20 protein-coding genes are annotated in these 22,990 nt (G+C 65.6%); 11 read left to right on the forward strand and 9 right to left on the reverse strand.

Annotation, left to right across the window (positions count from 1 at the left end; translation table 11 throughout):
• Positions 1–24 precede the first annotated feature (24 nt).
• Genes HJG53_RS16010 through HJG53_RS16030 form a run of 5 tightly spaced genes read left to right on the forward strand, consistent with a single transcriptional unit; the run spans position 25 to position 7,616 of the window.
• Entirely contained in the window at positions 25–438 is a 414-nt protein-coding gene (locus HJG53_RS16010) for a hypothetical protein (protein WP_171132316.1), read from the forward strand.
• Between the two features lie 59 nt (positions 439–497).
• Entirely contained in the window at positions 498–1,778 is a 1,281-nt protein-coding gene (locus tag HJG53_RS16015; RefSeq protein WP_127691888.1) for a TolC family protein, read from the forward strand.
• Positions 1,778–3,028, forward strand: coding sequence for an efflux RND transporter periplasmic adaptor subunit (locus HJG53_RS16020; protein WP_127691889.1), 1,251 nt, complete (start codon positions 1,778–1,780; stop codon positions 3,026–3,028). The genes HJG53_RS16015 and HJG53_RS16020 overlap by 1 nt, the downstream gene beginning before the upstream one ends.
• Positions 3,018–6,224, forward strand: coding sequence for an efflux RND transporter permease subunit (locus HJG53_RS16025; protein ID WP_127691890.1), 3,207 nt, complete (start codon positions 3,018–3,020; stop codon positions 6,222–6,224). Before HJG53_RS16020 ends, HJG53_RS16025 begins: the two co-directional genes overlap by 11 nt.
• Before the next feature lie 60 nt (positions 6,225–6,284).
• Complete coding sequence (locus HJG53_RS16030) at positions 6,285–7,616, forward strand: MFS transporter (protein ID WP_127691891.1); 1,332 nt, start codon at positions 6,285–6,287, stop codon at positions 7,614–7,616.
• Between the two features lie 41 nt (positions 7,617–7,657).
• On the opposite strand, the gene HJG53_RS16035 is transcribed toward HJG53_RS16030, so the two are convergent.
• The 7 genes from HJG53_RS16035 to HJG53_RS16065 form a co-directional block, all read right to left on the reverse strand.
• Positions 7,658–7,987, reverse strand: a complete 330-nt coding sequence (locus tag HJG53_RS16035) for a DUF6488 family protein (RefSeq protein WP_127691892.1) — start codon at positions 7,985–7,987, stop codon at positions 7,658–7,660.
• 30 nt (positions 7,988–8,017) lie between these two features.
• Entirely contained in the window at positions 8,018–8,608 is a 591-nt protein-coding gene (locus HJG53_RS16040) for a hypothetical protein (RefSeq protein WP_127691893.1), read from the reverse strand.
• Complete coding sequence (locus HJG53_RS16045) at positions 8,605–9,267, reverse strand: HupE/UreJ family protein (RefSeq protein ID WP_127691909.1); 663 nt, start codon at positions 9,265–9,267, stop codon at positions 8,605–8,607. Before HJG53_RS16045 ends, HJG53_RS16040 begins: the two co-directional genes overlap by 4 nt.
• Before the next feature lie 167 nt (positions 9,268–9,434).
• Positions 9,435–9,761, reverse strand: a complete 327-nt coding sequence (locus HJG53_RS16050) for a hypothetical protein (RefSeq protein WP_127691894.1) — start codon at positions 9,759–9,761, stop codon at positions 9,435–9,437.
• Between the two features lie 153 nt (positions 9,762–9,914).
• Positions 9,915–10,583: a superoxide dismutase gene (locus HJG53_RS16055; protein WP_171010601.1), complete on the reverse strand. Its 669-nt coding sequence runs from the start codon at positions 10,581–10,583 to the stop codon at positions 9,915–9,917.
• A 70-nt stretch (positions 10,584–10,653) separates the two neighbouring features.
• Complete coding sequence (chrA, locus tag HJG53_RS16060) at positions 10,654–12,054, reverse strand: chromate efflux transporter (RefSeq protein WP_127691895.1); 1,401 nt, start codon at positions 12,052–12,054, stop codon at positions 10,654–10,656.
• On the reverse strand, positions 12,051–13,010 hold the full coding sequence (locus HJG53_RS16065; RefSeq protein WP_127691896.1) for a chromate resistance protein ChrB domain-containing protein: 960 nt from the start codon (positions 13,008–13,010) through the stop codon (positions 12,051–12,053). The genes chrA and HJG53_RS16065 overlap by 4 nt, the downstream gene beginning before the upstream one ends.
• 29 nt (positions 13,011–13,039) lie before the next feature.
• Here HJG53_RS16065 and HJG53_RS16070 point away from each other — a divergent pair, with 29 nt between their 5' ends.
• Entirely contained in the window at positions 13,040–14,413 is a 1,374-nt protein-coding gene (locus tag HJG53_RS16070) for an alginate export family protein (protein WP_127691897.1), read from the forward strand.
• 74 nt (positions 14,414–14,487) lie between these two features.
• Here HJG53_RS16070 and HJG53_RS16075 read toward each other — a convergent pair whose 3' ends face one another.
• Positions 14,488–15,372 (reverse strand): recombinase family protein, encoded by an 885-nt coding sequence (locus HJG53_RS16075; RefSeq protein WP_171132318.1) that lies wholly within the window; start codon positions 15,370–15,372, stop codon positions 14,488–14,490.
• Positions 15,373–15,846: 474 nt separating this feature from the next.
• Here HJG53_RS16075 and HJG53_RS16080 point away from each other — a divergent pair, with 474 nt between their 5' ends.
• The 3 genes from HJG53_RS16080 to HJG53_RS16090 all read left to right on the forward strand — a co-directional run bounded on the left by HJG53_RS16080 (position 15,847) and on the right by HJG53_RS16090 (position 19,311).
• Positions 15,847–16,989, forward strand: coding sequence for a hypothetical protein (locus tag HJG53_RS16080; RefSeq protein WP_217352904.1), 1,143 nt, complete (start codon positions 15,847–15,849; stop codon positions 16,987–16,989).
• 1,247 nt (positions 16,990–18,236) lie between these two features.
• On the forward strand, positions 18,237–18,923 hold the full coding sequence (locus HJG53_RS16085) for a ParA family protein (protein ID WP_019054793.1): 687 nt from the start codon (positions 18,237–18,239) through the stop codon (positions 18,921–18,923).
• The gene (locus HJG53_RS16090) at positions 18,916–19,311 is read left to right on the forward strand and encodes a hypothetical protein (RefSeq protein ID WP_019054794.1); all 396 of its coding nucleotides are present in this window, start codon (positions 18,916–18,918) and stop codon (positions 19,309–19,311) included. The genes HJG53_RS16085 and HJG53_RS16090 overlap by 8 nt, the downstream gene beginning before the upstream one ends.
• A 45-nt stretch (positions 19,312–19,356) precedes the next feature.
• Here the strand turns inward: HJG53_RS16090 and HJG53_RS16095 are convergent, their stop codons facing one another.
• On the reverse strand, positions 19,357–20,490 hold the full coding sequence (locus HJG53_RS16095; protein WP_019054795.1) for a replication initiation protein: 1,134 nt from the start codon (positions 20,488–20,490) through the stop codon (positions 19,357–19,359).
• An 869-nt stretch (positions 20,491–21,359) separates the two neighbouring features.
• Here HJG53_RS16095 and HJG53_RS16100 point away from each other — a divergent pair.
• Both HJG53_RS16100 and HJG53_RS16105 read left to right on the forward strand, forming a co-directional pair.
• Positions 21,360–22,196: a toprim domain-containing protein gene (locus tag HJG53_RS16100; RefSeq protein WP_024018137.1), complete on the forward strand. Its 837-nt coding sequence runs from the start codon at positions 21,360–21,362 to the stop codon at positions 22,194–22,196.
• A gap of 80 nt (positions 22,197–22,276) precedes the next feature.
• Complete coding sequence (locus HJG53_RS16105) at positions 22,277–22,855, forward strand: NAD(P)H-dependent oxidoreductase (RefSeq protein WP_019054338.1); 579 nt, start codon at positions 22,277–22,279, stop codon at positions 22,853–22,855.
• Positions 22,856–22,990: the final 135 nt, after the last annotated feature.

Here is a 22,990-nt window from a genome sequence, read left to right on the forward strand (position 1 = left end):
CCTTCACCGGCTAGAACCCCATCCATGCGCATTTCGAGGCTCTTCCTCGCGAACCGGTTTTGGGCGATGCTTTGTATCGCCTTGGCCGTCGTCTTCGCCGGCACCTCGCTCTCCACGTCTATCGACAAGATCCAGCATGCGCCGGGTGTTTCGTTCGAACACGACCATTCCTTGTTCAGCGAAACTTCCATCATACAAGACCATGCCGACGATCATCACGCGCCCCAACCCGGCGACAAAGATCCGGCCGACCATCTGCCCGGCAGCCATCACCATCATGGCGATGGCGGATCGGCTGTACCGGTGACGGCTGCAGCGGAGGCTGCTCAACTCGTCTTGTCCGGCGCGCTGCATGGGTTTGCGCCGGATAACCAGACACCAAGCTTGCGCATTTCCGGCCCCGAACGACCTCCCAAGAGCCTCGCGGTCCCAAGCTGAGCCGCCGCGTCACATGAGGCGCGGCATCTGCCACGCCTGCTCGTGAGACCGTCTCTGTCATGTTTTCCCTTCTTGTTGCGCGCCCATCGGCGCGTCTGCGGCGCACGCTTGCGATAAGCGCAGCGCTGGCCACATTGTCCGCGCCTTCGATCGGCGCGGCGCAGACCCTCAGCCTGTCCGATGCGTTGTCGCGCGTCGCGTCCGGCGATCCTTCCGTTGCGGCCAATGCCGCGCGGCTCCAGGCGGCTGATGCCGCCATCACCCAGGCCGATGTGCGGCCGCGTGATGTCGTCGGCGTCGATGTCGAGGATTTCATGGGCACCGGCCCCTATTCTCCAGTCGATCGCTCCCAGACAACCGCATGGTATGAACGCACCTGGGAACGCGGCGGCAAACGCGAGGCCCGCATCGGCGCCGCCCGTTCCGATCTCGACGCGACCTCGACACGCAATCGCCTTCGGATGCTCGATCTCATGGCGCAGGTCCAAGCCGCATGGGTCGAGGCGCTGGCGGCCGAAGCGGCGATCCCGATCGCGCAGCAACGGCTTGCCGCTGCCCAGCGCGTCGAAGCGGAGACTGCCCGGCGCGTGGACCGCGCGCTCGATCCGCTGTTCGCCGGCGAACGGGCCAAAACCGCCGTGGCGCAAGCGCGGATCGCGCTCGACCAGGCACGAGAGAACGCCCGCATCGCGCGCGCCACGCTCGCTTCCTGGTGGGGCGGCGGCGCCGACTACAGCCTCGACACGGCGCCTTTCGCCAGCGTGGACGCGGCTATGGCGCCGGACGATGACAGCCCTGACATCGCGCTGCTCGCCGCCGAGCGTGATGCGGCAGGCGCGCGGGTCCGGCTCGCCGAGACCGGCAATGTCTCCGACCCGACCGCGCGCGTGGGCCTGCGCCATTTCGGTCAAGGCAATGACGTCGCCATCATGATCGGCGGGTCGATCCCGCTGGGCAGCCGGTCAGCAAATCGCGGCAATGTCGCGCGCGCCAATGCCGAAGCCCAGGCGGCCGAGGCCGAGATCGCGGTGGTGCGAGCGCAAATCCGCCGCGACGTCGACCGGCTTGTGGCCGAGCGCGCGGCGCTTGCCACCGAGATCGCCCGGATCGACCGGGAGGTGCTGCCCAGTGCTGAACGCGCCGTGATGCTGGTGCGCGATGGCTTCGCGCGTGGCGGCACGGCTTTCACCTTCCTCGAAATCAACCAGGCGAGCCAAGCCCTGACCGACGCGCGCTCGCGCCGGGTCGAGCTGCTGCGCCGCTTCCACCTCGCAGGCGTCCGTCTCGACCGGCTGACCGGCCGCCATGCTCCCCTTCTTGCCAGCGCGGAGAACCGCTGATGACACGATCCATTCCTATCACGGGCACACTGCTCGCTTTTGTCCTGCTCGCCGGTTGCGGCGAGTCCCCGACGACGACCGAAACCGCCGAACCCAAGGCCGACGCTGCCGCCAGCGAGTATGAACGCGGCCCCCATCGCGGCCGGATGCTGCGCGACGGCGATTTCGCGGTCGAGATCACGATCTTCGAGGACGGCGTCGATCCCGAGTTCCACGTCTATCCCTATCGTGGCGACAAACCCGTGCCGCCGCGCGACGTGCAGCTTGCCATCGAGCTGTCGCGCCTCGGCGGCAAGGTCGACCGCTTCGCCTTCACCCCGCAGGAGGACTATCTGCGCGGCGGCGGTGTGGTGATCGAGCCGCATTCGTTCCACGTGAAGGTGCGCGCCGTCGAGGGCGGCCGCACGCACAACTGGACCTACGCCTCCTATGAGGGCCGCACGAGGATTTCGGCCGAGGCGGCGCGGGCCGGAGGCGTCAAGACCGAGCGCGCGGGTTCCGCGACCGTCGCCGAGCTGATCGACATGGGCGGGCGCATCGAGATCACGCCCGAAGGCAAGGCCGATGTCCGCGCCCGGCTTCCGGGCCAGATCGTCTGGATGAGCGGCAAGCTCGGCGATCGGGTCAGCCGGGGGCAGACCCTGCTGCGCGTCGAGTCCAGCCATTCGCTCCAGACCTATGCGGTGCCCGCACCGATCAGCGGCACCATCATCGAAAAGAACGCCAATGTCGGCGACACCACCGGCGACCGGGCGCTGTTCGTGATTGCCGATCCCACGAAGCTCCATGCCGAGTTCTTCGTCTATCCCCGCGACGCCGAGCGCGTGCGCGTAGGCCAGCGGGTCAGCGTGCGGAGCCTGTCGGGCGAAGCGAAGCTCGACGCGCCCGTGGAGGCCGTGCTGCCGACCGCGGACGTCGCCAGCCAGACGATGATGGCGCATGTCCATCTGCCGGCATCCGCCTCGCAGACTTTCCGCCCCGGTATGGGGATTGAGGGATCGTTCGCCGTCGCCGAGGCGCAAGTGCCGCTCGCGGTCAGGACCAAGGCGATCCAGCGGTTCCGCGATTTCGAGGTGGTCTATGCCAAGGTCGGCAACACCTATGAGGTGCGGATGCTGGAGATCGGGCGCCGCACGCCCGAATGGACCGAAGTGCTCGGCGGCCTCGAACCCGGCACCGAATATGTGACCGATGGCGCGTTCCTGATCCGGGCCGACATCGACAAGTCGGGGGCCAGCCATGACCATTGAGACCATCCCCGCGCCCGCAAGCTCGGGCTTTCTCGAACATATCGTCTCGGCCGCGATCCGCTTCCGCTGGGCGGTTCTCGCCGTCGTCGTGCTGCTGTGCGGTATCGGCGTCTGGGCTTTCCAGCGCCTGCCGATCGACGCCACACCCGACATCACCAACGTCCAGGTTCAGATCAACAGCGAAGCGACCGGCTTCTCGCCGCTCGAAGCAGAGCAGCGTGTGACCTTTCCGGTCGAGACAGCGATCGCCGGCCTGCCTGGCCTCCAATATACGCGCTCGGTGTCACGCTACGGTCTCTCCCAGGTGACGGCGGTGTTCGAGGATGGCACCAATATCTATTTCGCGCGCCAGCTCATCAACGAGCGGCTCCAGACCGCGCGCGACCAGCTTCCCGAAGGCGTCATCCCCGAAATGGGACCGATCGCGACCGGGCTGGGCGAAATCTTCATGTATACGCTGGAAGCGGAGCCAAACGCCCGCAAGTCCGATGGCAGCCGTTACACGCCAGAGGATTTGCGCACGCTTCAGGATTGGGTGATCCGGCCGCAACTCCGCAACACGCCAGGCGTCACCGAGGTCAACAGTATCGGCGGCTATGAGCGGCAATATCATGTGACGCCGCTGCCCGACCGGCTCTCGGCCTATGGCTTGACGCTCAATGATGTGGTCGAGGCGCTCGGCCGCAACAACGCCAATGTCGGTGCCGGCTATGTCGAACGCTATGGCGAGCAATATCTGGTCCGCGTGCCAGGTCAGGCTTCGGGCATCGACGATCTCAAGTCGATCATTGTCACCAATCGCGGCGGCGTGCCGATTCGCGTCGCCGATGTGGCCGATGTGGGGATGGGAGAGGAGTTGCGGACCGGGGCCGCGACTGAAAACGGGCAGGAAGTGGTGCTGGGCACCGTGTTCATGCTGGCCGGCGAGAATAGCCGGATCGTCGCGCGCGCGGCAGCCGCGCGGCTTGAAGAAGCGGCCAAGGCACTCCCGGCGGGCGTGAAGGCCGTGGCGATCTATGACCGCATCGATCTTGTCGAACGGGCGGTCTGGACTGTCGAGAAGAACCTGCTCGAAGGCGCGCTGCTCGTCATCGTCGTGCTGTTTCTGCTGCTGGGCAATATCCGCGCGGCGCTCATCACGGCGGCGGTCATCCCGATCACCATGTTGATGACGATCACCGGGATGCTTCGCGCGGGCGTGTCGGGCAATCTGATGAGTCTCGGCGCGCTCGATTTCGGGCTGATCGTCGATGGCGCGGTCATCATCGTCGAGAACTGCCTGCGCCGGTTCGGCGAGGCGCAGCACCGCCTGGGGCGTCTGCTCGATCGCGAGGAGCGATTCTCGCTGGCGGCGTCGGCCACCTCCGAGGTGATCCGCCCGTCGCTGTTCGGCGTGCTCATCATCGCGCTCGTCTATGTGCCGATCTTCGCGCTCACCGGCGTCGAGGGGAAGATGTTCCACCCGATGGCGATCACGGTGGTCATGGCGCTGACCTTCGCGCTCATTCTGTCGCTCTCCTTCGTGCCGGCAGCGGTCGCGTTGTTCGTCACCGGCAAGGTCGAGGAGAAGGAAAGCCGCCTCATGGGCTGGGCGCGCAAGCTCTATGCGCCCGCGCTCGATGCCGCCTTGCGGCTGCGGGTTGCGTTCGTCGCAGGAGCCATCGCCCTTGTGGCGATCTCCGGCTTCGCCGCGACGCGGATGGGATCGGAGTTCGTTCCCAATCTCGACGAGGGCGACATCGCGCTTCATGCGCTGCGCATCCCCGGCACCAGCCTCACGCAAGCCATCGGGATGCAGACCGCGCTCGAAGCCCGGCTCAAGCAGTTCCCCGAGGTCGAGCGGATCGTTGCCAAGATCGGCACCGCCGAGGTGGCGACCGACCCGATGCCGCCCTCGGTCGCCGATACCTTCATCATGCTGAAGGATCGCAGCGAATGGCCCGATCCGAGCAAGCCGCGCGCGCAGCTCGTCCGCGAGATGCAGGCGGCCGCAGAAACCATCCCCGGCAACAATTATGAGTTTACCCAGCCGATCCAGATGCGGTTCAACGAACTGCTGTCGGGTGTGCGAGCGGATGTCGCGATCAAGGTGTTCGGTGACGATCTCGACCGGCTCCATGAGATCGGCCAGTCGATCGAAGGCGTGGTGAGCGGCATCGAGGGCGCGCAGGATGTCAGCGTCGAGCAGGTGACGGGTCTGCCCGTGCTCCAGATCACGCCCGACCGGGCGGCGCTGGCCCGGCTCGGCCTCAACATCGGCGACGTGCAGGATGTGGTGGCCGTCTCGATCGGCGGCCGGGAAGCTGGCCAGATGTTCGAGGGCGACCGCCGCTTTCCGGTGATCGTGCGGTTGCCGGAGGACATTCGCAGCAAGGCCGACGAAATCGGGCGCTTGCGGATACCGCTGGCCGGCAATGGCGCCGACCCGCGCGGGTTCGTGCCGCTCGCCGATGTGGCCAAGGTCGAGGTCGTCATCGGCCCCAACCAGATCAGCCGCGAGGACGGCAAGCGGCGCGTGGTCGTGACCGCCAATGTGCGCGGCCGCGATCTCGGCTCGTTCATCGAGGAGTTGCGCGAGAAGGTGGGCGCCGAGGTCGAAGTCCCGCCCGGCTATTGGGTGAGCTATGGCGGCACGTTCGAACAGCTTATCTCGGCGGCCGAGCGGCTGCGCCTGGTCGTGCCCGCCGCGCTGCTGCTGATCTTCGGGCTGCTCTACTGGCTGTTCCGGTCGGGCAAGGATGCCGCCATCGTGTTCTCCGGGGTGCCGCTGGCGCTCACGGGCGGCGTGGCGGCGCTGCTGATCCGGGGGATGCCGCTCTCGATCTCGGCGGGGGTCGGGTTCATCGCGCTCTCGGGCGTGGCGGTGCTGAACGGCGTGGTGATGCTGAGCTTCATCCGCCAGCTCCGCGAGTCCGGCGGCGGCCTTGAGGACGCGATCCGCGAAGGCGCGCTGACAAGGCTCCGTCCGGTGCTGATGACCGCCTTGGTGGCGAGCCTCGGCTTCGTGCCGATGGCATTCAATGTCGGCGCTGGCGCCGAGGTGCAACGGCCGCTCGCGACCGTGGTGATCGGCGGCATCATCTCCTCGACGGTGCTGACGCTGCTGGTGCTGCCGGCGCTCTACCGCCTCGTGCATGGTCGCAGGGCCGAGCCGGAAGCGCAGATGCCGGCGGACACGGCGCCCGCCGCAAGCTGACCCCATGCCGCTCCCATGCGCCGACCGCGCATGGGAGCGGACCCACCAAGGATACCCGCCATGCTTTCGGTTCTCGCCAATCGGACCTATCGCCATCTGTTCCTGGCGCAGATCATCGCGCTGGTCGGCACCGGCCTCGCCACGGTCGCGCTCGGCCTCCTTGCCTACGACATCGCCGGGGCCGATGCGGGCGCGGTGCTCGGCACCGCGATGGCGATCAAGATGGTCGCCTATATCGGCGTCGCTCCCATCGTTGGCGCCTATGCGAGCCGCCTGCCGCGCCGCAGCTTCCTAGTGGCGATGGACGTGATCCGCGGGCTGGTGGCGCTCGCGCTGCCGTTCGTCAGCGAGGTCTGGCAAGTCTATATGCTGATCTTCGTGCTGCAATCGGCCTCGGCCGGGTTCACGCCGACCTTCCAGGCCACCATCCCCGACGTGCTGCCGGATGAGAAGGATTATACCAACGCGCTGTCGCTCTCGCGGCTCGCCTACGACATGGAGAGCCTGACCAGCCCGATGCTCGCCGCCGCGCTGCTGACGGTGATGAATTTCCACTGGCTGTTCTCGGGCACCGCGATCGGGTTTGCCTGCTCGGCGCTGCTGGTGCTGACCACCGTGCTGCCGCGCTCCGCCGCCAAACCGAAGGGCGGAATTTACGACAACACGACGCGGGGCGCCCGGCTCTATCTCAAGACGCCCCGTCTGCGTGGGCTGCTGGCGGTAACGCTTGCCGCCGCCGCCGCGAGCGCGATGGTGATCGTCAATACGCCGGTGCTGGTGCAGGCGGCGCTGGGGCGCGGGCAAAGCGCGGTGGCGGTCACGCTCGCCGCGTTCGGCGGCGGCTCGATGCTGGCGGCGCTGCTGCTGCCGCGCCTGCTCGAAAAGCTCCCTGACCGCACGGTGATGCTGTCGGCGGCAACCGCAATGACGCTGGCGCTCGCCGCCCTGGCTGTCTCCTGGGGCGGCCATGCGTCACCCAGCTATTGGGGGGTGATCCTTGCGGGCTGGCTGGTGCTCGGCATCGCCTATTCGGCGAGCATCACGCCGGGCGGCCGCCTGCTGCGCCGCTCATCGGGCGCCGAAGATCGCCCCGCGCTGTTCGCCGCGCAGTTTGCGCTCAGCCATGTGTGCTGGCTCGTCGCCTATCCGCTCGCCGGCCAGACCGGCGCGCTGGGCGGCATGGGCCTCGCGTTCGCGGCCGCCGCCATATTGGGGCTGCTTGGCACCATTACCGCGTTCCTGATCTGGCCGAGGGACGACCCCGAAGTGGTGGCGCATGACCATGACGGCCTGCCGCCCGACCATCCCCATCTGGTCGAAGGCCACCCGGAGGGCCGCACCGCCCATGCGTTCATGATCGACGAGCTGCATCCGCACTGGCCGATCCGCTAGGATTGGGGACGCCGGGGGATAGCCCCGGCGTCCCTCGGAAATCAGGGCTGGCGGAAGTCGCCCGAGACGAACTGGCCGTCCGTCGTCAGCACGACATGGAACAGCTTGCGCGCCGGGTCGGATTCCGCGTCGTTGCGGAAGGTCACGATCGTCTGGCGCTGGCCCCGGCTGGTCCGCTCGCGCGTGCCGGCCACGGTTGCCCGCGACCAGCTCGCCGGCAGTTTCGCCTGGCTGACGAGCCGGATCACATTGTCGCGGGCGGTCTGCTGGGGCGTGCGCGCCTCATGCTCCTCGTCGTCATGGTCGGGATGGGCGAGCGCCGGGCCGGCATGGAGCGCGAAGGCGGCAAGAGCAATAAGAGCAATACGCATGGTGATGTCCTTTCAGAATGAAGTGAGATGTCAGGGAAGCGCGGCGAATTTCTCGAAGTCGCCGGTAGCGGTGACGGTGATGGTGACGGGCCGGTCGGTGCGGTTGCGCCAATACCAGCCATGCGTGCCGTCGAAGGGGGCGCGGAACTTGCCCGATGCGCCCGCCGAGCTGCCTTTCTCATAGCTGGTATAATCGCCCTCGGCGGCGCCGGTCTGCTCGCCGTGCAGCTCGAACCGTACCTCCGGCCCGTCGGTTGCCCAGCGATAGTCGAACTCGCCGCCCGCCTTCATGGTCGCCTTGACCTCGCGGCCCTCATTGGGGGCGAGGGTCAGCGTCACCTCGACGGGTTCCCCGGCCTTCAGGGCGGGCGTCGGCGAGGCGGCGGGCGCCGCGACCGCGGGCGGCGCCGGGGCGGCATGGCTTGCGGCGTCGGCCTGCTTGGTCTCGCCCATCTCGGTCAGCCCGAGCAAGCGGCCGACGCCGGTGGGATCGACGCCATATTCGGCCGGAAGCACGGTCGTCACGAGGATGACGGCGGCGCCGAACGCGATCAGGGTCGCGCGGTTGAGCTGGCGCAGGCTCGGCAACTCGCCGATGCCGGGTTGCGGAACTTGGGTCATGATGCGGCTCCTTCCAGAGCATAGCCCGCGAGCTGATAGCCGGTGAGCACGAAGCCGGCGGTCATCAGCAGGACGTTGGCGGTGAAGGCATGGGCCGAGAAGCTGCGCGTGCGCCGCCAATAGCCCATGACGATAAGGATGGCGGCGAGCGCGAGGATCTGGCCGATCTCGACGCCGACATTGAACGAGAGGAGATTGACGATCAGGCCGTCCGAGGAGAGCGAGAAGTCTTGCAGCTTGGTCGCCAGGCCGAAGCCGTGGAACAGGCCGAAGATCAGCACCGCCGCCTTGGTGTTGGGCTGGACGCCGAACCATCGCTGGAACGCGCCGAGATTGTCGAGCGCCTTGTAAACGACCGACAGGCCGATGATCGCGTCGACCAGATAGGCGCTGACATGGGTGCCCATGAGGACGCCCGCGATCAGCGTGGTCGAGTGGCCGATGGCGAACAGCGTCACATAGGCGGCGACATCCTTCATCCGGTAGAGGAAGAAGATGACGCCGAACAGGAACAGCAGGTGATCGTAGCCCGTCACCATATGCTTGGCGCCGAGATAGAGGAACGCGCCGATCTGCGGCCCGCTCGTCTGCTCGATATAGCCCTGGTCGCCCTCGGCGACGCCATGCGCGAAAGCCGCGCCGGCGAAGGAGAAGGCCATCAGGGCAAGGAGGACCGTGCGGCCAAGCGCCGAGGGTCTGGCCCGGAATGGATACATGATATGACTTTCCTGGGCGCCGGACGGGCAAGCAGCCCGCCGGCACATGCCTGGGGAAACGGCGCGGGACAGGCCCGCACCGCGTTCATGCGGCGGTTGCCGCACCAGGCTCAGGCGGCGGGCGGTTCGAGCAGCGGCGCGAGAACGGCCGAAGGCATTTGCGGTTGGTTGTGCGGCCAGTGCCGGGGCGCGCGGCCGAGCCTCGTCGCCGGGACCGGCGCCGCATAAGCGAGCCGGTCGACGAGCAGATGAACATGGGCGCTGGTTCCGTCCGATTCATGATCGGCATCGGGCGCATCGCTGTGGCTATGGCCATGCTCCGCATGATGATGGTCGGCCGCGACGACATGATCGTGGCTGATCGACGCCACCGGACCGCCGTGGGAGAAGGCCAGCGTCAGAACGAACAGCAAGGAAAGCAGCCGGACGATCAGCATGGCAGGGTCGGATGCGGCCTTTCTTTCCGGCGAGACGGGTCGGCACGAATCCTGTGATCCCGCCGAGGCTTCGGCCTTTATCTGCGAATTATTCGCAAAAGGAAAGCGCAAGCTCACGCGCCCGATGCGGGCCATCCACCGTTACGCGCAACGTCAGCTCCGCGCGACTGCTGCCGCTTGCTCATAGCGGCGATCGACGGCTTCCCAATCGAGGTTCTTGAACCAGGCGTCGATATAGCGTGCGGCTTGTGTGCCATAGTCCATGTGGAAGCTGTGCTCATACATATCGAGCGCCAGCAGCGGGACACCCGCCGCCGCGCCGTGCATATGATCCCAGGCCCAATGGGTGTGGAGCGAGCGGGTGTGGAGGTTGTAGGCAAGGATCGTCCAGCCCGATCCGCCCGCAAGGCTCATGCCGGTGCGGCGGAACTCGGCTTCCCATGTAGCGAACGACCCGAACGCGGCGGTAATCGCGTCGCGCACCGCGCCGCCGGCCTGGCCGTTGCCGCCCAGCCCGTCGAAATAGACCTCGTGCAGCACGACCGAGCCGGTGCGGTGCAGTTCCTCGCGCTTGAGGCCGCCATAGACGACCGGCGGCAGGTCGGGATCGGCGAGCGCGGCCGCCAGCCGGGTCTCGATCATGTTCAGCGTTCGCACCGAGCCGATATAGTTGTTCTCCCAATGCGATTTGACGAGCCGTTCCGAGAGCCCGTCGAGCCTAGCGGGATCGAATTTGAGCGGCTTGGGCTGATGCTGGCCGGCAAACGCCGGGGGCGGCGCTGCTCTGGTTTCCTGCGCTTCGACGCTGTCCATCGCTGCCATTGCCACTGCTCCTATTCCAAGGGCTTTCACCGCCGATCTGCGCGAAATATCCGTCACCGGGTTTCTCCGTTCATCTGAGGAGGACATAGGCCGCGCCGAGGCCGGCGCAGGCGAACAGCACCGGGATCATCCCGGCCTTGAACCGGAACACGGCGATCGCGGCGCCCGCCGCCAGCAGCAGCGCCGGGATGTTGAGCGAAGCCAGGACCGGCACGTCGAAGCGCGCGCCCGCGATCCCGACCTCGCGCACCTCGCCAAACAGCGTGTGGATGGCGAACCAGAGCGCGAGGTTGAGGATCACGCCGACCACGGCGGCCGTGATCGCACCGAGCGCGCCGGAGAGCGCCCTGTTGCCGCGCAGCGTCTCGACGAAGGGGGCACCCGCGAAAATCCACAGGAAGCAAGGCACGAACGTCACCCAGGTCGTGAGGATCGCCCCCAAGGTCGCGGCGACGAGCGGGTGCAAGGAGCCGGATTCGCGGAACGCCGCAAGGAAGCCGACGAACTGCGTCACCATGATGAGCGGACCCGGCGTGGACTCGGCCAGGCCCAGCCCGTCGAGCATTTCGCCGGGCTTGAGCCAGCCATAGGTATCGACCGCTTCCTGCGCGACATAGGCCAGCACCGCATAGGCGCCGCCGAAGGTCACGACCGCCATCTGGCTGAAGAAGGTCGCGATGCGCGAGAACACGTCATCGGGACCGAGCAGCGCGAGCATCGCCGCGACCGGCGCAAGCCAGAGGACAAGCAGCGCCGCCGTGATCTTGAGCGACCAGGCGAGGTTGGGGCGGGCATGGTCGGGCAGCCCCTCGCCGAGCGCGGTGTCGCGGTCATGGACCACATTGCCGCCCGCCGCGCCGTGCCCGCCGCCGCCCTTGAACGCCGACAAGCCGAGGCGTCCGCCGACATAACCGCCAAGCGCGGCCGCCAGCACGATCAGCGGAAAGGGTGCGTCGAGGAAAAAGATGGCGACGAAGGCGGCCGCCGCAACGCCGCGCATGACGTTGTTTCTGAGCGCGCGCGAGCCGACCCGGACCACCGCCTGGATCACCACCGCCAGCACCGCGGCCTTGAGGCCGAAGAACAGCCCCTCGACCAGCGGCGAAGCGCCAAGCAGCACATAGAGGAAGCTCAACGCCAGGATGGCGAGGAAGCCGGGCAGCACGAACAGCGCGCCCGCGACCAGCCCGCCCTTCGTCTTGTGGAGCAGCCAACCGATATAGGCGGCGAGCTGCTGCGCCTCGGGGCCGGGAAGCAACATGCAATAGTTGAGCGCGTGCAGGAACCGCTCCTCGCCGATCCAGCGTTTCTCATCGACCAGGATGCGGTGCATCACCGCGATCTGTCCCGCCGGACCGCCGAAGCTCAGCGATGCGATCCGCGCCCACACCTTGACGGCTTCACCAAAGGGGATGCCGTGATCGTGGGCTGTCTCTGACCGCTCCAGCGGATCGGTGACGGCGACGCTCACCGCTCGGCCTTCCGGCTGCTGAAATAGGCATGGAACTGGCCGAGCGCGTCGCCGCCGCGCGCGATCCGCTCCAGATCGTCGTCGGTGGACGCGCAGACGCCCGATAGCATGGCGCCCAGCCCGGCCGCCTCGGGCCGGTCGAACTTGCCGTCGCCGATGTCCAACTCGTGGATGATCTCCGAAATCGCCACCAGCGCCGCATCGCCGTCGAGCGCGGCGCGCTGCACCAGCGTCTCGAAGCTGCACCGACCGCCCTCATGGGTGAATTCGGCATCAACCATGTCGAAGCGCAGTTCGCCAGCCTCGGGCGTATAGCTCTTGCCGTCGATGAACTTGAAGCTGGCCTTCGGGTCGATGAAGCGCCGAATGAGCCAGGCGCAGGCGATACGGTCCACATGGACGCCGCGCCGCGTGACCCAGACGCGGTTCGCAAGGTCGGAGGGCGCCAGCTCGGGCGGTGCGTCCGTTCGGCTCACATCGGGATGGGCATAGCGCTGCTCGTCCAGCTCGCGCAGCGCCGCTTCGGCGCCCTGCCGCCCATGCGCGTCGAAGAAGTCGAGCCGGACGATCTCGGCAAGCCGCCGCTGGAGCTTGGCGATGTCCGCGCCGGAGGCCGGTCCCGTATCGAGCAGATTGCGCGCGGCCTGCGCCAGCTCGTCATAGTCGGCGTCGCGCGCGGCATCGAACAGCGCGCGCAGCTCGGCATCGCTCTGGCCCTCGATCAGCCGCGCGTCGATCAGCACGGCCTCGCCGCCGCTCGACGTGATCTCGGCGAGCAGGTCGCGGAAGGCGGTTTCCGTCTCCTCGCGGCGCGGCAGCACATGGACCGCGTTCTTGAGCGGCACGGCGCCCACCGCCTGCAAGCGGCGCCATATCTTCACGCGCAGATAGGGCGGTTTCGCCGGAAGCTGATGCAGCAGCGCGAGCCAGATGTCGGAGCCGGTTGTGTCGTTCATAGTGCATATGTATCATCGTAAGTGATTCTATGAAACATCTATATCCCATATCCGCAACCGCGCTGATTGCAGCCGTCGCGCAACCCGCTTGGGCGCAGCAGCCGCCAGCGCGTGCCGAGGCGCCCCCGCCCGACGATGGCCTCGCGTTCTCGGGTTCGATCCGCTTGCGCTACGAGGCGATCGACGGCCAGGCCCGGGCCGGGTTCAACACCAGCGACGAACTGGTAAACCTTCGCACCAATATTCTCGCCGAATACCGCAAAGGCGTTGTCCGCGTCGGGGTCGAGCTGTTCGACAGCCGCGTCTGGGGCGACGATGCGGGAACGCCGGTGACGACAAACGAAGTGAACGTGCTGGAGCCGGTCCAGGCTTATGTCGCGGCCAACTTCGACGGAGCCTTCGGCCGGGGCACGAAGCTTACGCTCACCGCCGGTCGCATGATGCTCAATCTGGGCTCGCGGCGGCTCGTGGCCGCGGACGATTATCGCAACACCACCAATGGCTATACCGGGCTTCGCGCCGACATCGCTGCACCGCAGGGGTGGAAGGCGACGCTCATCTACACGCTGCCGCCGATCCGTCTGCCTGACGACAATGAGGGCATCCGCGACGCCAGAGTGCGGCTTGATCGGGAGAGCTTCAACCTCGTGCTCTGGGGTGGTCAAGTCAGCAAGGCCAGAGTGATCGGACCGACAATGGGGGAACTGACCTATTTCCATCTCGGCGAGCGCGACGCGCCGGGTCGCCCGACTCGAGACCGCGCGCTTGACACCTTCGGCGGGAGAGTCATCGCCGAGCCGCGAAGCGGTGCGTTCGACTACGAGATCGAGGCACTCTATCAGACCGGCCATATCAGCGCGTCGCTGGCGCCGACGGCGGCCCGGCAGTCGGTCAGCGCGAGCTTCATCCATGCCGATGTCGGCTACAGCTTCGCTGGACGCTGGAGGCCGCGCCTCTCGGTCGAGTTCGATCGCGCCAGTGGAGACAAGCCTGGCGGACGCTTCGGCCGGTTCGACACGTTGTTCGGAATGCGACGTGCCGAGCTTGCGCCGGCCGGTCTCTACAACGCGGTCGGTCGCGCCAACATCGTGACGCCGGGCATCCGGCTTGAAGCAACGCCCAGCAAACGGCTTGACTGGTTCGCGGTCTATCGCGCGATATGGCTTGCCGCCAACGAAGACAGCTTCTCCACAACCGGCGTGCGCGACGCCTCGAGCAGATCGGGCGATTTTGCCGGCCACCAGATCGAGGCGCGCGTCCGCTACTGGATCGTGCCCGCGCGGCTCAGGTTCGAGTTCGACGGCCTGCTGCTTGCTAAAGGACGCTTCTTGCGAGACGCGCCCAATGCGCCGCCGAGACGATGGACGCGCTATGGCTCGTTCAATCTCACCGCGAGCTTCTGATCATTCAGTTGCCGATTCTGTCGGCGATTCATCTCCATAGCGCCTGCCTGGACAGACCACATTCTCGCTGCAATCTAGATCAACGACAGCTTCTCGGCTTGGCCAATCACCCGGCGGACACCTTCAGGCGACCACGCCAGTCCACGGCGCGGCGTTGGCTCTCGCAGATCGCGGGTCAGCCAGGATGCGATATCCCGCAGCGACGAATTCGGATGCGTCTTCAGCCGATCAGCGACGAGGCGCGCGACGCGCGTGTCAGGCGGCAGCCTTGGTGCCGGCTCGAGGATCGCTGCGTCGGCGTAGCCGGCCTTGACCAGCGTTCGGCAAGCTTTCACGAGCGTCCGCTCGCTAAACGAACGCACCGCCGGCGTAATGGCGCGGATTTGCCGCAAGACCAGCGCCCAGGGCAAGTGCGGCCGCAGGCGTGCTACCGTGGGCAACCACCGGTGCCGATCGTTGAGCAGTTCATTGAGATAGCGCTCCTTGAGGCTGTACCGGATGTCGGCGATCGCCGCCGGATCGCGAGAAAGCATCTTCGGGTTTCCGGGCCGCGCGCCGCGCGCGACAGCTGCCTTGAGGCCTGCCCTGGTCCGTTCGCGGATCAGCGCCCGCTCAAACTCAGCGAAAGCGCCCAGCATCTGGGTCATCAGCATGCCTTGCGCGCTCGACGTGTCGATGGGATCGTGGATCGAGCGGAAATAGGCCCCCTTCCCCCGCAAGGTCTCGACGATCTCGAGCAGATGCGAGAGCGACCGGGCCAAGCGGTCGATCCGCACCACCAGCAGCGTGTCGCCGTGCCGCACGCGCTCGAGCGCTCGTGCAAGGTTCGGCCGATCGCGGCTGCCACCGCTCGCCTTGTCCTCGAGGATCACCGTGCAACCCTCGGCGCGCAAGGCACTGAGCTGCGCGGCGGTGTCCTGTTCGTCGGTCGAGACGCGCGCGTAGCCGATCAGGGCCATTTGTCACATTCCATATAACGGGGTCAAACGACCGGTTGCCCGCGTATGATATAAATTCCTCGCGGTCCTGGCCAGCGTTGAATGGTGCAGATCGGCCCGGCATGTTTGGCGCAGCAAGTGCGAGAAGCACGCAATTATGCGGGATTTGCGTCTGTGGCGGCAACCCAGTCCAGTGGTTTGATATCCGGAGTCCGGCGGTTTGGGATCATCCTGACTCGCTACGCCACGGGATAGGCTGGAGTCCGGTCGTATAGGGAAACCGACATCAGCCGCGCTTGTAGCCCACCTTATAAAGAACAATCAAATCTGCTTATGTGATAACTGCAATTATCGCATGTTGATGCTAAAAACCATCAGAGCGGTTGTATAGCAATCTTTCCTTTGCTATACATAGATTATATACGATTGTTTTTACTGGATTTTCTGGCCGTGTCGCATGGGTTTCCTGGCTTCGAGACCACCGAACCGCCCTCGATGGCGGATCTCGAGGCGCTGGGGACAGCCCAGGCGCAAGCGGCCTTCGCGCTCGGTGGGCTCGATGCCGCCCTCACCTGGTGCCCGTCCGACATCCACCCCATCCTCGCTGCGCGCCTGATCCGCGAGACGCTGATCTCGGCGCTCCGGCAGGAAGGGCATCTCTTCACCGACGCGCGCTTCCATGCCTGGTACGCCGGCCTTATACCCCTTTCCGACGAACCACTCCAGTTCGCACTCGCCCCCCGCGCGCTCGCGACCACCCTGCTCGCCGAGATGACCCGCAGCCGCTGGGTGCCGCTCATCGACGCGGCACTGGGGCTGGAAAAAGCCTGCCTGGCGCTGCGCGACCCTGACAGCGCTGCCGCCGTCGAAACCGCACGGGCCGCGATCGACGAGGCCGCAGCGCTGATCACGGCGCTCGAGCCGGCCCCCCTCCCCTTCTCCGCCCTGGCCGCCCTCCACCGGGCCATCGGCCAAAGCCCGCGCTTCGCCCCGGCCGAACGCGCGACCGAGACGATCACGCTCGCCACGCGGCAAGTCGTGATCGAGCGCCCTCGCCCGCCCTCCCCGCGCTGGGCGATCGAATGCGCCTTTGGCGCGTATCTGCAAGCCACCGGCGCCCATAGCGCGGCGCTGCCGCTCAACGGCCTGATCCGGCTCGATACGGTGCGCGCGGCCGAAGTTGACGACAACCCGGCGCACGCCGCCATCGTTCACGCCGAAGCGCTGCGCGATGTCCTGAATCATCTCAACCGCCTGGTTGCTGAGGCCCGCGACACGCGCCAACACCTCGCCGAGCGCTACCGCGCGAAACGGACGAACTCGCGCGCGCAGCAGCTCTATGGCCTCCTCTCCGGCTTTGGCCCGCTGCGCTCGTCCCAGATCGAGGCCGTGCTCGGCGCGACCCGGCTCGGGGTCCGGACCATGCTGGCCGCGCTGGCAGACGGAGGCGATCTGGCCGTTGAAACCCTGTCGGGGGTCAAGCTCTATTCGGTCATGCGCGGCAGACCAGCCGTTGCGCCTACACCGCTGGCCGATGACCCGGTCCGGTTTTCCAGCGAGGCGATTGAGGACTATGATGCCGCCCTCGCCCGGATTGATGCTCTGCTGGCGCGCTATGACGATCGATCGGACGACTAGGCCTGAAAACCGGCAAAAAGTTTGTCCCTGCAAACGCCCCTTACAGCGCCAACACGAGCGTGAAGCAGCCCCGACTACGGGAGCACCCCCTAATCGCGCTGTGCGGGCTTCTGAGGACGATTTTGCCAGCCGAGCCCGTCCACCCACGTTCATTTGCCCAGTTTTGCACCAATGCGCGGTTCGTCGAGCGATAGAAGCCATAATTGGCTTCAGGCCCCGGGGGGCGACCGATCGGTTCGCCCCGCGCTTCCGCGCGCTGGGTAATGGACATATCAGATCGGCGGGAAACCGATGTTCTCCGTTATCGCGTGGAGCAGGCCCCCTCCCCTGCCTGTGCGGGGGTGCGAAGACGTTGCGGTTGAAGCCACGTCCTTCCGACGCGGACTGGTTGGCGGGCGTACGATCGCTTCATGGTGCGGCTGTCTCAGGGTCCGAACGGCTCGATGAGCTCAAGCGTCTCTATCGCGACGCCCAGCACGCTATCCTCTCTCGCGCAGGGACCCTTCCCTCCCCTGCCTCTCTCTATTCATCGTCCAATTCTTTCGCCGCAGTTCGTCCCGGAGGCGTTGAAGTTGAGCGTGGCCGGAGTCAGCAAGCTTCTGGTCCGTGGTGTTGCCGCGAGTCTGGTGGTCGAGGTTACCCGACCGCGCACCTTGGGGAGATTCCTGGCGGCCAATCTTGCGGTTACGTTCGGATACGCATCCCCGAAGCGCGGCCGACCAAGGTTGGCCCCCCTCCCCTACCCGCGGATCCGAGCTTGTCGGCAATCTTCGACACCTTTGACGAAGAAATGGCCGAGATCGATCGCCTGCTTGCGCGCCATTGACTCCGCTATGGCAACGCTCCGGGTCCCTTAGCTCACAGCGTCGGCATCGTCGGATTCCTTGATTTCTGCGGGCTTTTGGCATGTGCCGCATTGTGTGCCGCGCTTTGTCGTGCGCTGGGTGTCGCGCTGGCGGGTTGTAACGCCATCGCGCTAGGTGACGCGCTCACGCCGTGTAATGCTGCGCCGCTGTACCCAGCGCTGTCACCTTCTACCTCGCTTTTCCCAGCGCGTGCGCTGTCGATGGCGCACGCGCTGGCCAATGTGCTCGCATACGCGCTTTGCCCTACGCCTGCGACTATAGCCGCGCCCACGCCTTGCACCGCGCATCCACAGGCGCTATGCACCGCGCATATCAATTGTGTCGCGCTGCCCATCTTACGCTACATGGGTGCCGCGCCTTCGACCCACAGGGAGTTCCTTCGTGCCAGTCATCACTATCGCGCAGAGCAAGGGAGGGGCGGGCAAGACGACACTCGCACTCGCCCTGGCATCAGAATTCGAAGCGCTTGGCGGTTCAGTCTTCATGCTCGACGCAGACCGCCAGAACAGCTTGCTCAACTGGCACCGGGATCGGATCGCAGCGGGCAGGGGAGGGGATTCGCGCATCGCCGTCGAAGACGCCTCGCAGCTTCGAGATTCCGATATTGGCGGCGCAATCGCTCGGGCCCGAGAAGTGGCCCAGCTCGTCGTCGTCGATTCTGAGGGAACCTCGAACTTCAAGACGGCCTACGCCGCCATGGACTCGGATTTCGTCGTCATCCCCACGCGTTCCTCGCGGCTCGATCTCGAGCGGACCGTCGAAACCAGCGACATGCTCGAGAAGATGTGCCGTGGCGTGCCGTACCGCGTGCTCATCACGCAGACGGGGCAGGTGGCCCGCTCGAAGGCCGAATGGGAGATCGACGGGCAGATCAGGAAGGCCCTGCCAACTTTCACAGACCAGATGTTCACGCTCGATGCCTTCCGCGCCATGTCCAATTACCGGATGACTCTCGCTGAAGTCGAAGCCGCCAACCTCGCCAAGACGGAAAAGGCCAGGCGCATCGCCCAAAGCGTCCTTGCCGATATTCTCAGCGAAATTCAGAACAAGGAGGCCGTGGATGCCTGAAGACAAGGCCGCCGCAAGCAGCATGGGCGATATCATCAGCTCTACACGCCAGCGACTGGAACAGCCCGAAGCGCCAGCCGACCGCCTTCGGGGCCTCGTAGCCGCAACCGCAGCGCCCAAGCCCGGCGGCGCACCTCCTGTGCAACGTGAACCCGCTGGCACGGCTGTGCCGGCGAACTATTTCCACCAAATTCCTGCAGAACTAGGCGTCACGCCCAAGCGCAAACCGCAGCGCGGGCCAGCTCGTTCTCTGCATATCAGCATGCGCTTGTCGCCCCCGGAGCGCGACCGCCTCGTGCGCTGGTGCGACGATCGCAATCTCAGCCTCCCGGACGGAATCATGGCGCTGATCGATCTGGTAGAAGGGGAGGGCGGCACGCCCAAATAGGCGCTATTACGCTTTATGTGAGGAATCGGGGGAGGGGGTCTTCCCCTAGGGCCGACCCCGGGCTCCAACGAAAGCTTTGCAGAACCCTTCCCACGATCTGTAGAGAGGCACGCCAGTCAGCGTCTTCAGCTTGTCTCCCATCTTCTCCCGAAACGCGCCGGCGATCAGGTCCTTGTCCCAACCACCTCCAAAATCGGCGACAATCGTGAGCAAACGCTGATCCCCGCAGAAATGCATGGATCCTGTGGGGAAGGGCTTGCTCGAAGCCAGCGCCGCTACCGGAGCCGCCGCCGGGATCGCCGCGATCTGCTCGACGCTGCCATCGCGCCTGGCCCGCCGTCCGACCTTCGGCCGATCGAGCTCCTTGGCGGTCTCTTCCTGATCGACAGGATCCTTGGGACTGAAGGTCAGCTTGACCGCTTCAACCGGCCGCCCACGCCCTGATCCCCTGATTTCTTCCCACTCCACGATGAAATCGGCGAGCTGGTCGATCTCCGCCTTCGATTTTGCGAGGACGTCGCGCCGAAATTCGGCGAAGTTCTTGAAGCTGCCGTCAGGCACACCGAGCCGCCGCCGCAGTTCATCGACGTTCATTTTGACGACACGGTTCTGGCGATTGATGATCAGGCAGCCAAGATCATACAGCGTGAGCGAATAGCGCGACTGAAGCGCAAGCATCACGCCGAGATTCACCCGCGCATAATAATCCGAACGCTGGATTACGCGCTTGAAACTCTCGGAGAATTGATACTCGACGACGCTCATGCCGTCCTCGGAGATTTCCTCCACGCAGCTCGACAGCAAAGACTGCGACATGATCGCAGGCTTGCCCTTCTTCGAGGTCGTCCGGATACGAACAATGACGCGCAGCAGTTCATCCATCACCGGCTGGATGCGCTCATTGCCCTTATGCGTGCCGCGCAGTTCCTTCTTGGTGATCGTGAAGGTCTTGCTGTCTTCCCCGGCTTCCGGTCCAGCCTTGCGCAACATCAGCGCAAAAGCCTTTCTTCCCGCGGCGCTCAACGACCCGGTCTCGAACTCGGATTCGACTAATTCCCCGGGTTTACTTACAAAGTCGAGGTCGCGGCGGCGAATCACGTCAGCCACCCGCAACGTCCGGCTCAGACCCTCAAGGTCAGGCGGAACCTCGATTTCAACCGTGTCCGAATCGAGCTTCATGTGAGTTGCATAACATCAGCTTGTCATAAAGAGAACAGCCCCCCCCGTTCACTCACATAGACGTGCCCCTGAGCGCTCACATAAACCTCGCTGGCACCATTCGGCCGACAGCCCCCACGCACTCACATAAAGACAAAGGGCCCCCAACTGCCGACTCGCACAAACAGGCCGAGTCGCGTCCGCTCCCCCGAAAACTCACATAGAACTTTTGTCCGCCTGGAAAGGGCCGGGGAGGGGATTCCGACCCGACGAGCCGATGCCCCCGGCGACTCACATATAGATCCCTACATCCCGCTGTTTTAATTGAGTTTTCTTGGCCACCCCCCATCGCTCACACAAAGGCGGGGGAATTCCTTATTTCGAATACTCTTCACAGAAGGCTCCGCCCCCGTGCGCTCACACAAAGATCGGCCTCCCGCCAATTCGGTCCCCCACATGCTCACATAAACATCGGGATCGCCGGCCAGCCATCGTATGGACAGCAAAACGCCCAGCGATTCAGGGCTTTCGAAACTGCTCTTAAGCCCGCTTCGCCCGCTTCGCCTGATTCCCCCGAAAACTCACATTATCCCCCGATCGCTCAGGCTCTTGCCCCCATCGCCTCGCATAGACGCCCCCGAGAACTCACGCAGAAGCCCCCGCATCCTCACAAGGAGAGCACTCAAGCTATTGGTTTGCCGTCACAAATGGTGCCCGAATCTTAGAATCCATGAATCTATGAAGCTCCCGCGCTCCGCTTGGGCGTTTTTAAGATTTGATTCTTTGAGAGTAGCAGCTCGACGGTTCCGCATCACCGACAGGCTGGCGGCCAGGATAGAGCGACCAAGGAGAGAGGCAAGGGGGAGCAAGGACCGCGAAAGGAGCAGCCAATGGCCCTGGTCGCGCTCAAACCCACTCAGGAACTCGTCGATCTTGTCGGCTCGCTGGGCGGAACCTGGCACGGTCGCACGGCGATGTGTCCGTGTCCGGCCCACGCCGACAGCACCCCAAGCCTCTCCATCCGGCAAGGCAATCGAGGCATCCTCGTCACCTGCTTTGCCGGATGCGACCGTGACGACATCCTTCGGGAACTGCGCCGCGTGCCCAGCCGGGGGCGGTTTGCCTACACCGACAACCCGGCGGCTCAGGCGGGCAATGCGAGCCGGCTATGGGACGAGGCGCTTTCCGTCGCCGGCACGCTTGCCGAGCGCTATCTCGGGATCAGGCACCTCATGCCGATCAGCCAGGATCTGCGGTTTCACCCGCGCTGCCCTTACCGGCCAAAGCCGTGGACGACCTACCATCCCGCCTTGCTGGTCGCGGTTCGCGAGGGCCGGCGCCTGACAGCGGTGCAGCGCATATTCCTCGATCCAGTGACGGCGCGCTATCGCATGAAGCTCATGCTCGGCCGACCGGCGCGCGGTGCCTGGCAAGGGGGAGGGCGAGGCGATGTCCTGGCACTCGCCGAGGGGTTCGAAACGGCCCGGGCGTTCACGCTCCTTCACGACATCCCCTGCTGGGCGAGCCTGGGCGCACGTCGTCTCGACCAGATCCTACTGCCCGAGACGCTGACCTCGCTGATCCTGGCCGCCGACAACGACGCCGAAGGGGCGATCGCCGCGGAGCGCGCGACCCTTCGCTATGCCCGCCCTGGCCTCAAAATCAGAAGCATGCCGCCAGAGCGCGTCAAGGATTGGGCCAAGGTCCTCGAACTGAGCCGGCGATAACCGACTGCCGCGCACGCATTCGGAAACATCCGGATTGCGGGAGGCTGCGCTTCGGAGGAACGCCTTGCCTGGAGGCTCGAATGGCACGCATCACGATCATCGATGGCCACCCCGATCCGGACCGCGCGCGGTTCATCCATGCGCTCGCGTACGCCTATGCGGCCGGGGCAGAAGACGCCATCCATGAAGTGAGGCGGATCGACGTCGCGACTCTGGATTTCCCCATCCTGCGCTCGGCAAACGAATGGCGCGAGACCGATCCCGCAAAAGCCATCCACGACGCGCAGATCGACATCAGATGGGCCGACCATCTGGTCATCCTCTTTCCGCTTTGGCTCGGCGACCTACCGGCGCTCCTCAAGGCCTTTCTCGAACAGGTTATGCGGCCGGGCTTCGCGATCGACGAAACCGTGTCGGATCGGAATGCGAAGCTGCTCTGCGGCCGACCGGCACGTGTCGCGGTGACCATGGGAATGCCGGCCCCTTTCTATCGATTCTACTACCGTGCCCACAGCCTCAAGAGCTGGGCGCGAAATCTACTCGGCTTCACTGGGATCGCGCCCGTTCGCCATTCCATCATCGGGGACGCCGAGGCGAGCGACGGCGAACGGCAACACTGGCTGAGCCTCATCAGCCAGTTCGGCCGGGACGCGCGATAGCGTTCGGCAAACAGCGGGGCCCGAGCCCTGTCCCGCCAGCGCCAACCAAGCCTCGCCGCAGTCGGGCAATCGTGAAAAGGGAAGGGGGGTCGAAGGATTGATGCTGCCGATGGGGCAGCCAGTCCGGAGACCCCT

Origin of the sequence: Sphingomonas sp. ID1715 (genome assembly GCF_013044515.1) — a bacterium.
GTDB lineage: Bacteria > Pseudomonadota > Alphaproteobacteria > Sphingomonadales > Sphingomonadaceae > Sphingomonas_B.

Bases quoted from the DNA above. Each gene is read 5' to 3' on its own strand.
- HJG53_RS16105 (WP_019054338.1), top strand. From the start codon at position 22,277: ATGGCACGCATCACGATCATCGATGGCCACCCCGATCCGGACCGCGCG.
- HJG53_RS16100 (WP_024018137.1), top strand. From the start codon at position 21,360: ATGGCCCTGGTCGCGCTCAAACCCACTCAGGAACTCGTCGATCTTGTC.
- HJG53_RS16080 (WP_217352904.1), top strand. From the start codon at position 15,847: ATGGCGGATCTCGAGGCGCTGGGGACAGCCCAGGCGCAAGCGGCCTTC.
- HJG53_RS16045 (WP_127691909.1), bottom strand. From the start codon at position 9,267: ATGGCCTTCTCCTTCGCCGGCGCGGCTTTCGCGCATGGCGTCGCCGAG.
- HJG53_RS16095 (WP_019054795.1), bottom strand. From the start codon at position 20,490: ATGAAGCTCGATTCGGACACGGTTGAAATCGAGGTTCCGCCTGACCTT.
- HJG53_RS16010 (WP_171132316.1), top strand. From the start codon at position 25: ATGCGCATTTCGAGGCTCTTCCTCGCGAACCGGTTTTGGGCGATGCTT.
- HJG53_RS16020 (WP_127691889.1), top strand. From the start codon at position 1,778: ATGACACGATCCATTCCTATCACGGGCACACTGCTCGCTTTTGTCCTG.
- HJG53_RS16075 (WP_171132318.1), bottom strand. From the start codon at position 15,372: ATGGCCCTGATCGGCTACGCGCGCGTCTCGACCGACGAACAGGACACC.
- HJG53_RS16065 (WP_127691896.1), bottom strand. From the start codon at position 13,010: ATGAACGACACAACCGGCTCCGACATCTGGCTCGCGCTGCTGCATCAG.
- HJG53_RS16050 (WP_127691894.1), bottom strand. From the start codon at position 9,761: ATGCTGATCGTCCGGCTGCTTTCCTTGCTGTTCGTTCTGACGCTGGCC.
- HJG53_RS16025 (WP_127691890.1), top strand. From the start codon at position 3,018: ATGACCATTGAGACCATCCCCGCGCCCGCAAGCTCGGGCTTTCTCGAA.
- HJG53_RS16055 (WP_171010601.1), bottom strand. From the start codon at position 10,583: ATGGCAGCGATGGACAGCGTCGAAGCGCAGGAAACCAGAGCAGCGCCG.
- HJG53_RS16090 (WP_019054794.1), top strand. From the start codon at position 18,916: ATGCCTGAAGACAAGGCCGCCGCAAGCAGCATGGGCGATATCATCAGC.
- HJG53_RS16040 (WP_127691893.1), bottom strand. From the start codon at position 8,608: ATGACCCAAGTTCCGCAACCCGGCATCGGCGAGTTGCCGAGCCTGCGC.
- HJG53_RS16035 (WP_127691892.1), bottom strand. From the start codon at position 7,987: ATGCGTATTGCTCTTATTGCTCTTGCCGCCTTCGCGCTCCATGCCGGC.
- HJG53_RS16070 (WP_127691897.1), top strand. From the start codon at position 13,040: ATGAAACATCTATATCCCATATCCGCAACCGCGCTGATTGCAGCCGTC.
- HJG53_RS16030 (WP_127691891.1), top strand. From the start codon at position 6,285: ATGCTTTCGGTTCTCGCCAATCGGACCTATCGCCATCTGTTCCTGGCG.
- HJG53_RS16015 (WP_127691888.1), top strand. From the start codon at position 498: ATGTTTTCCCTTCTTGTTGCGCGCCCATCGGCGCGTCTGCGGCGCACG.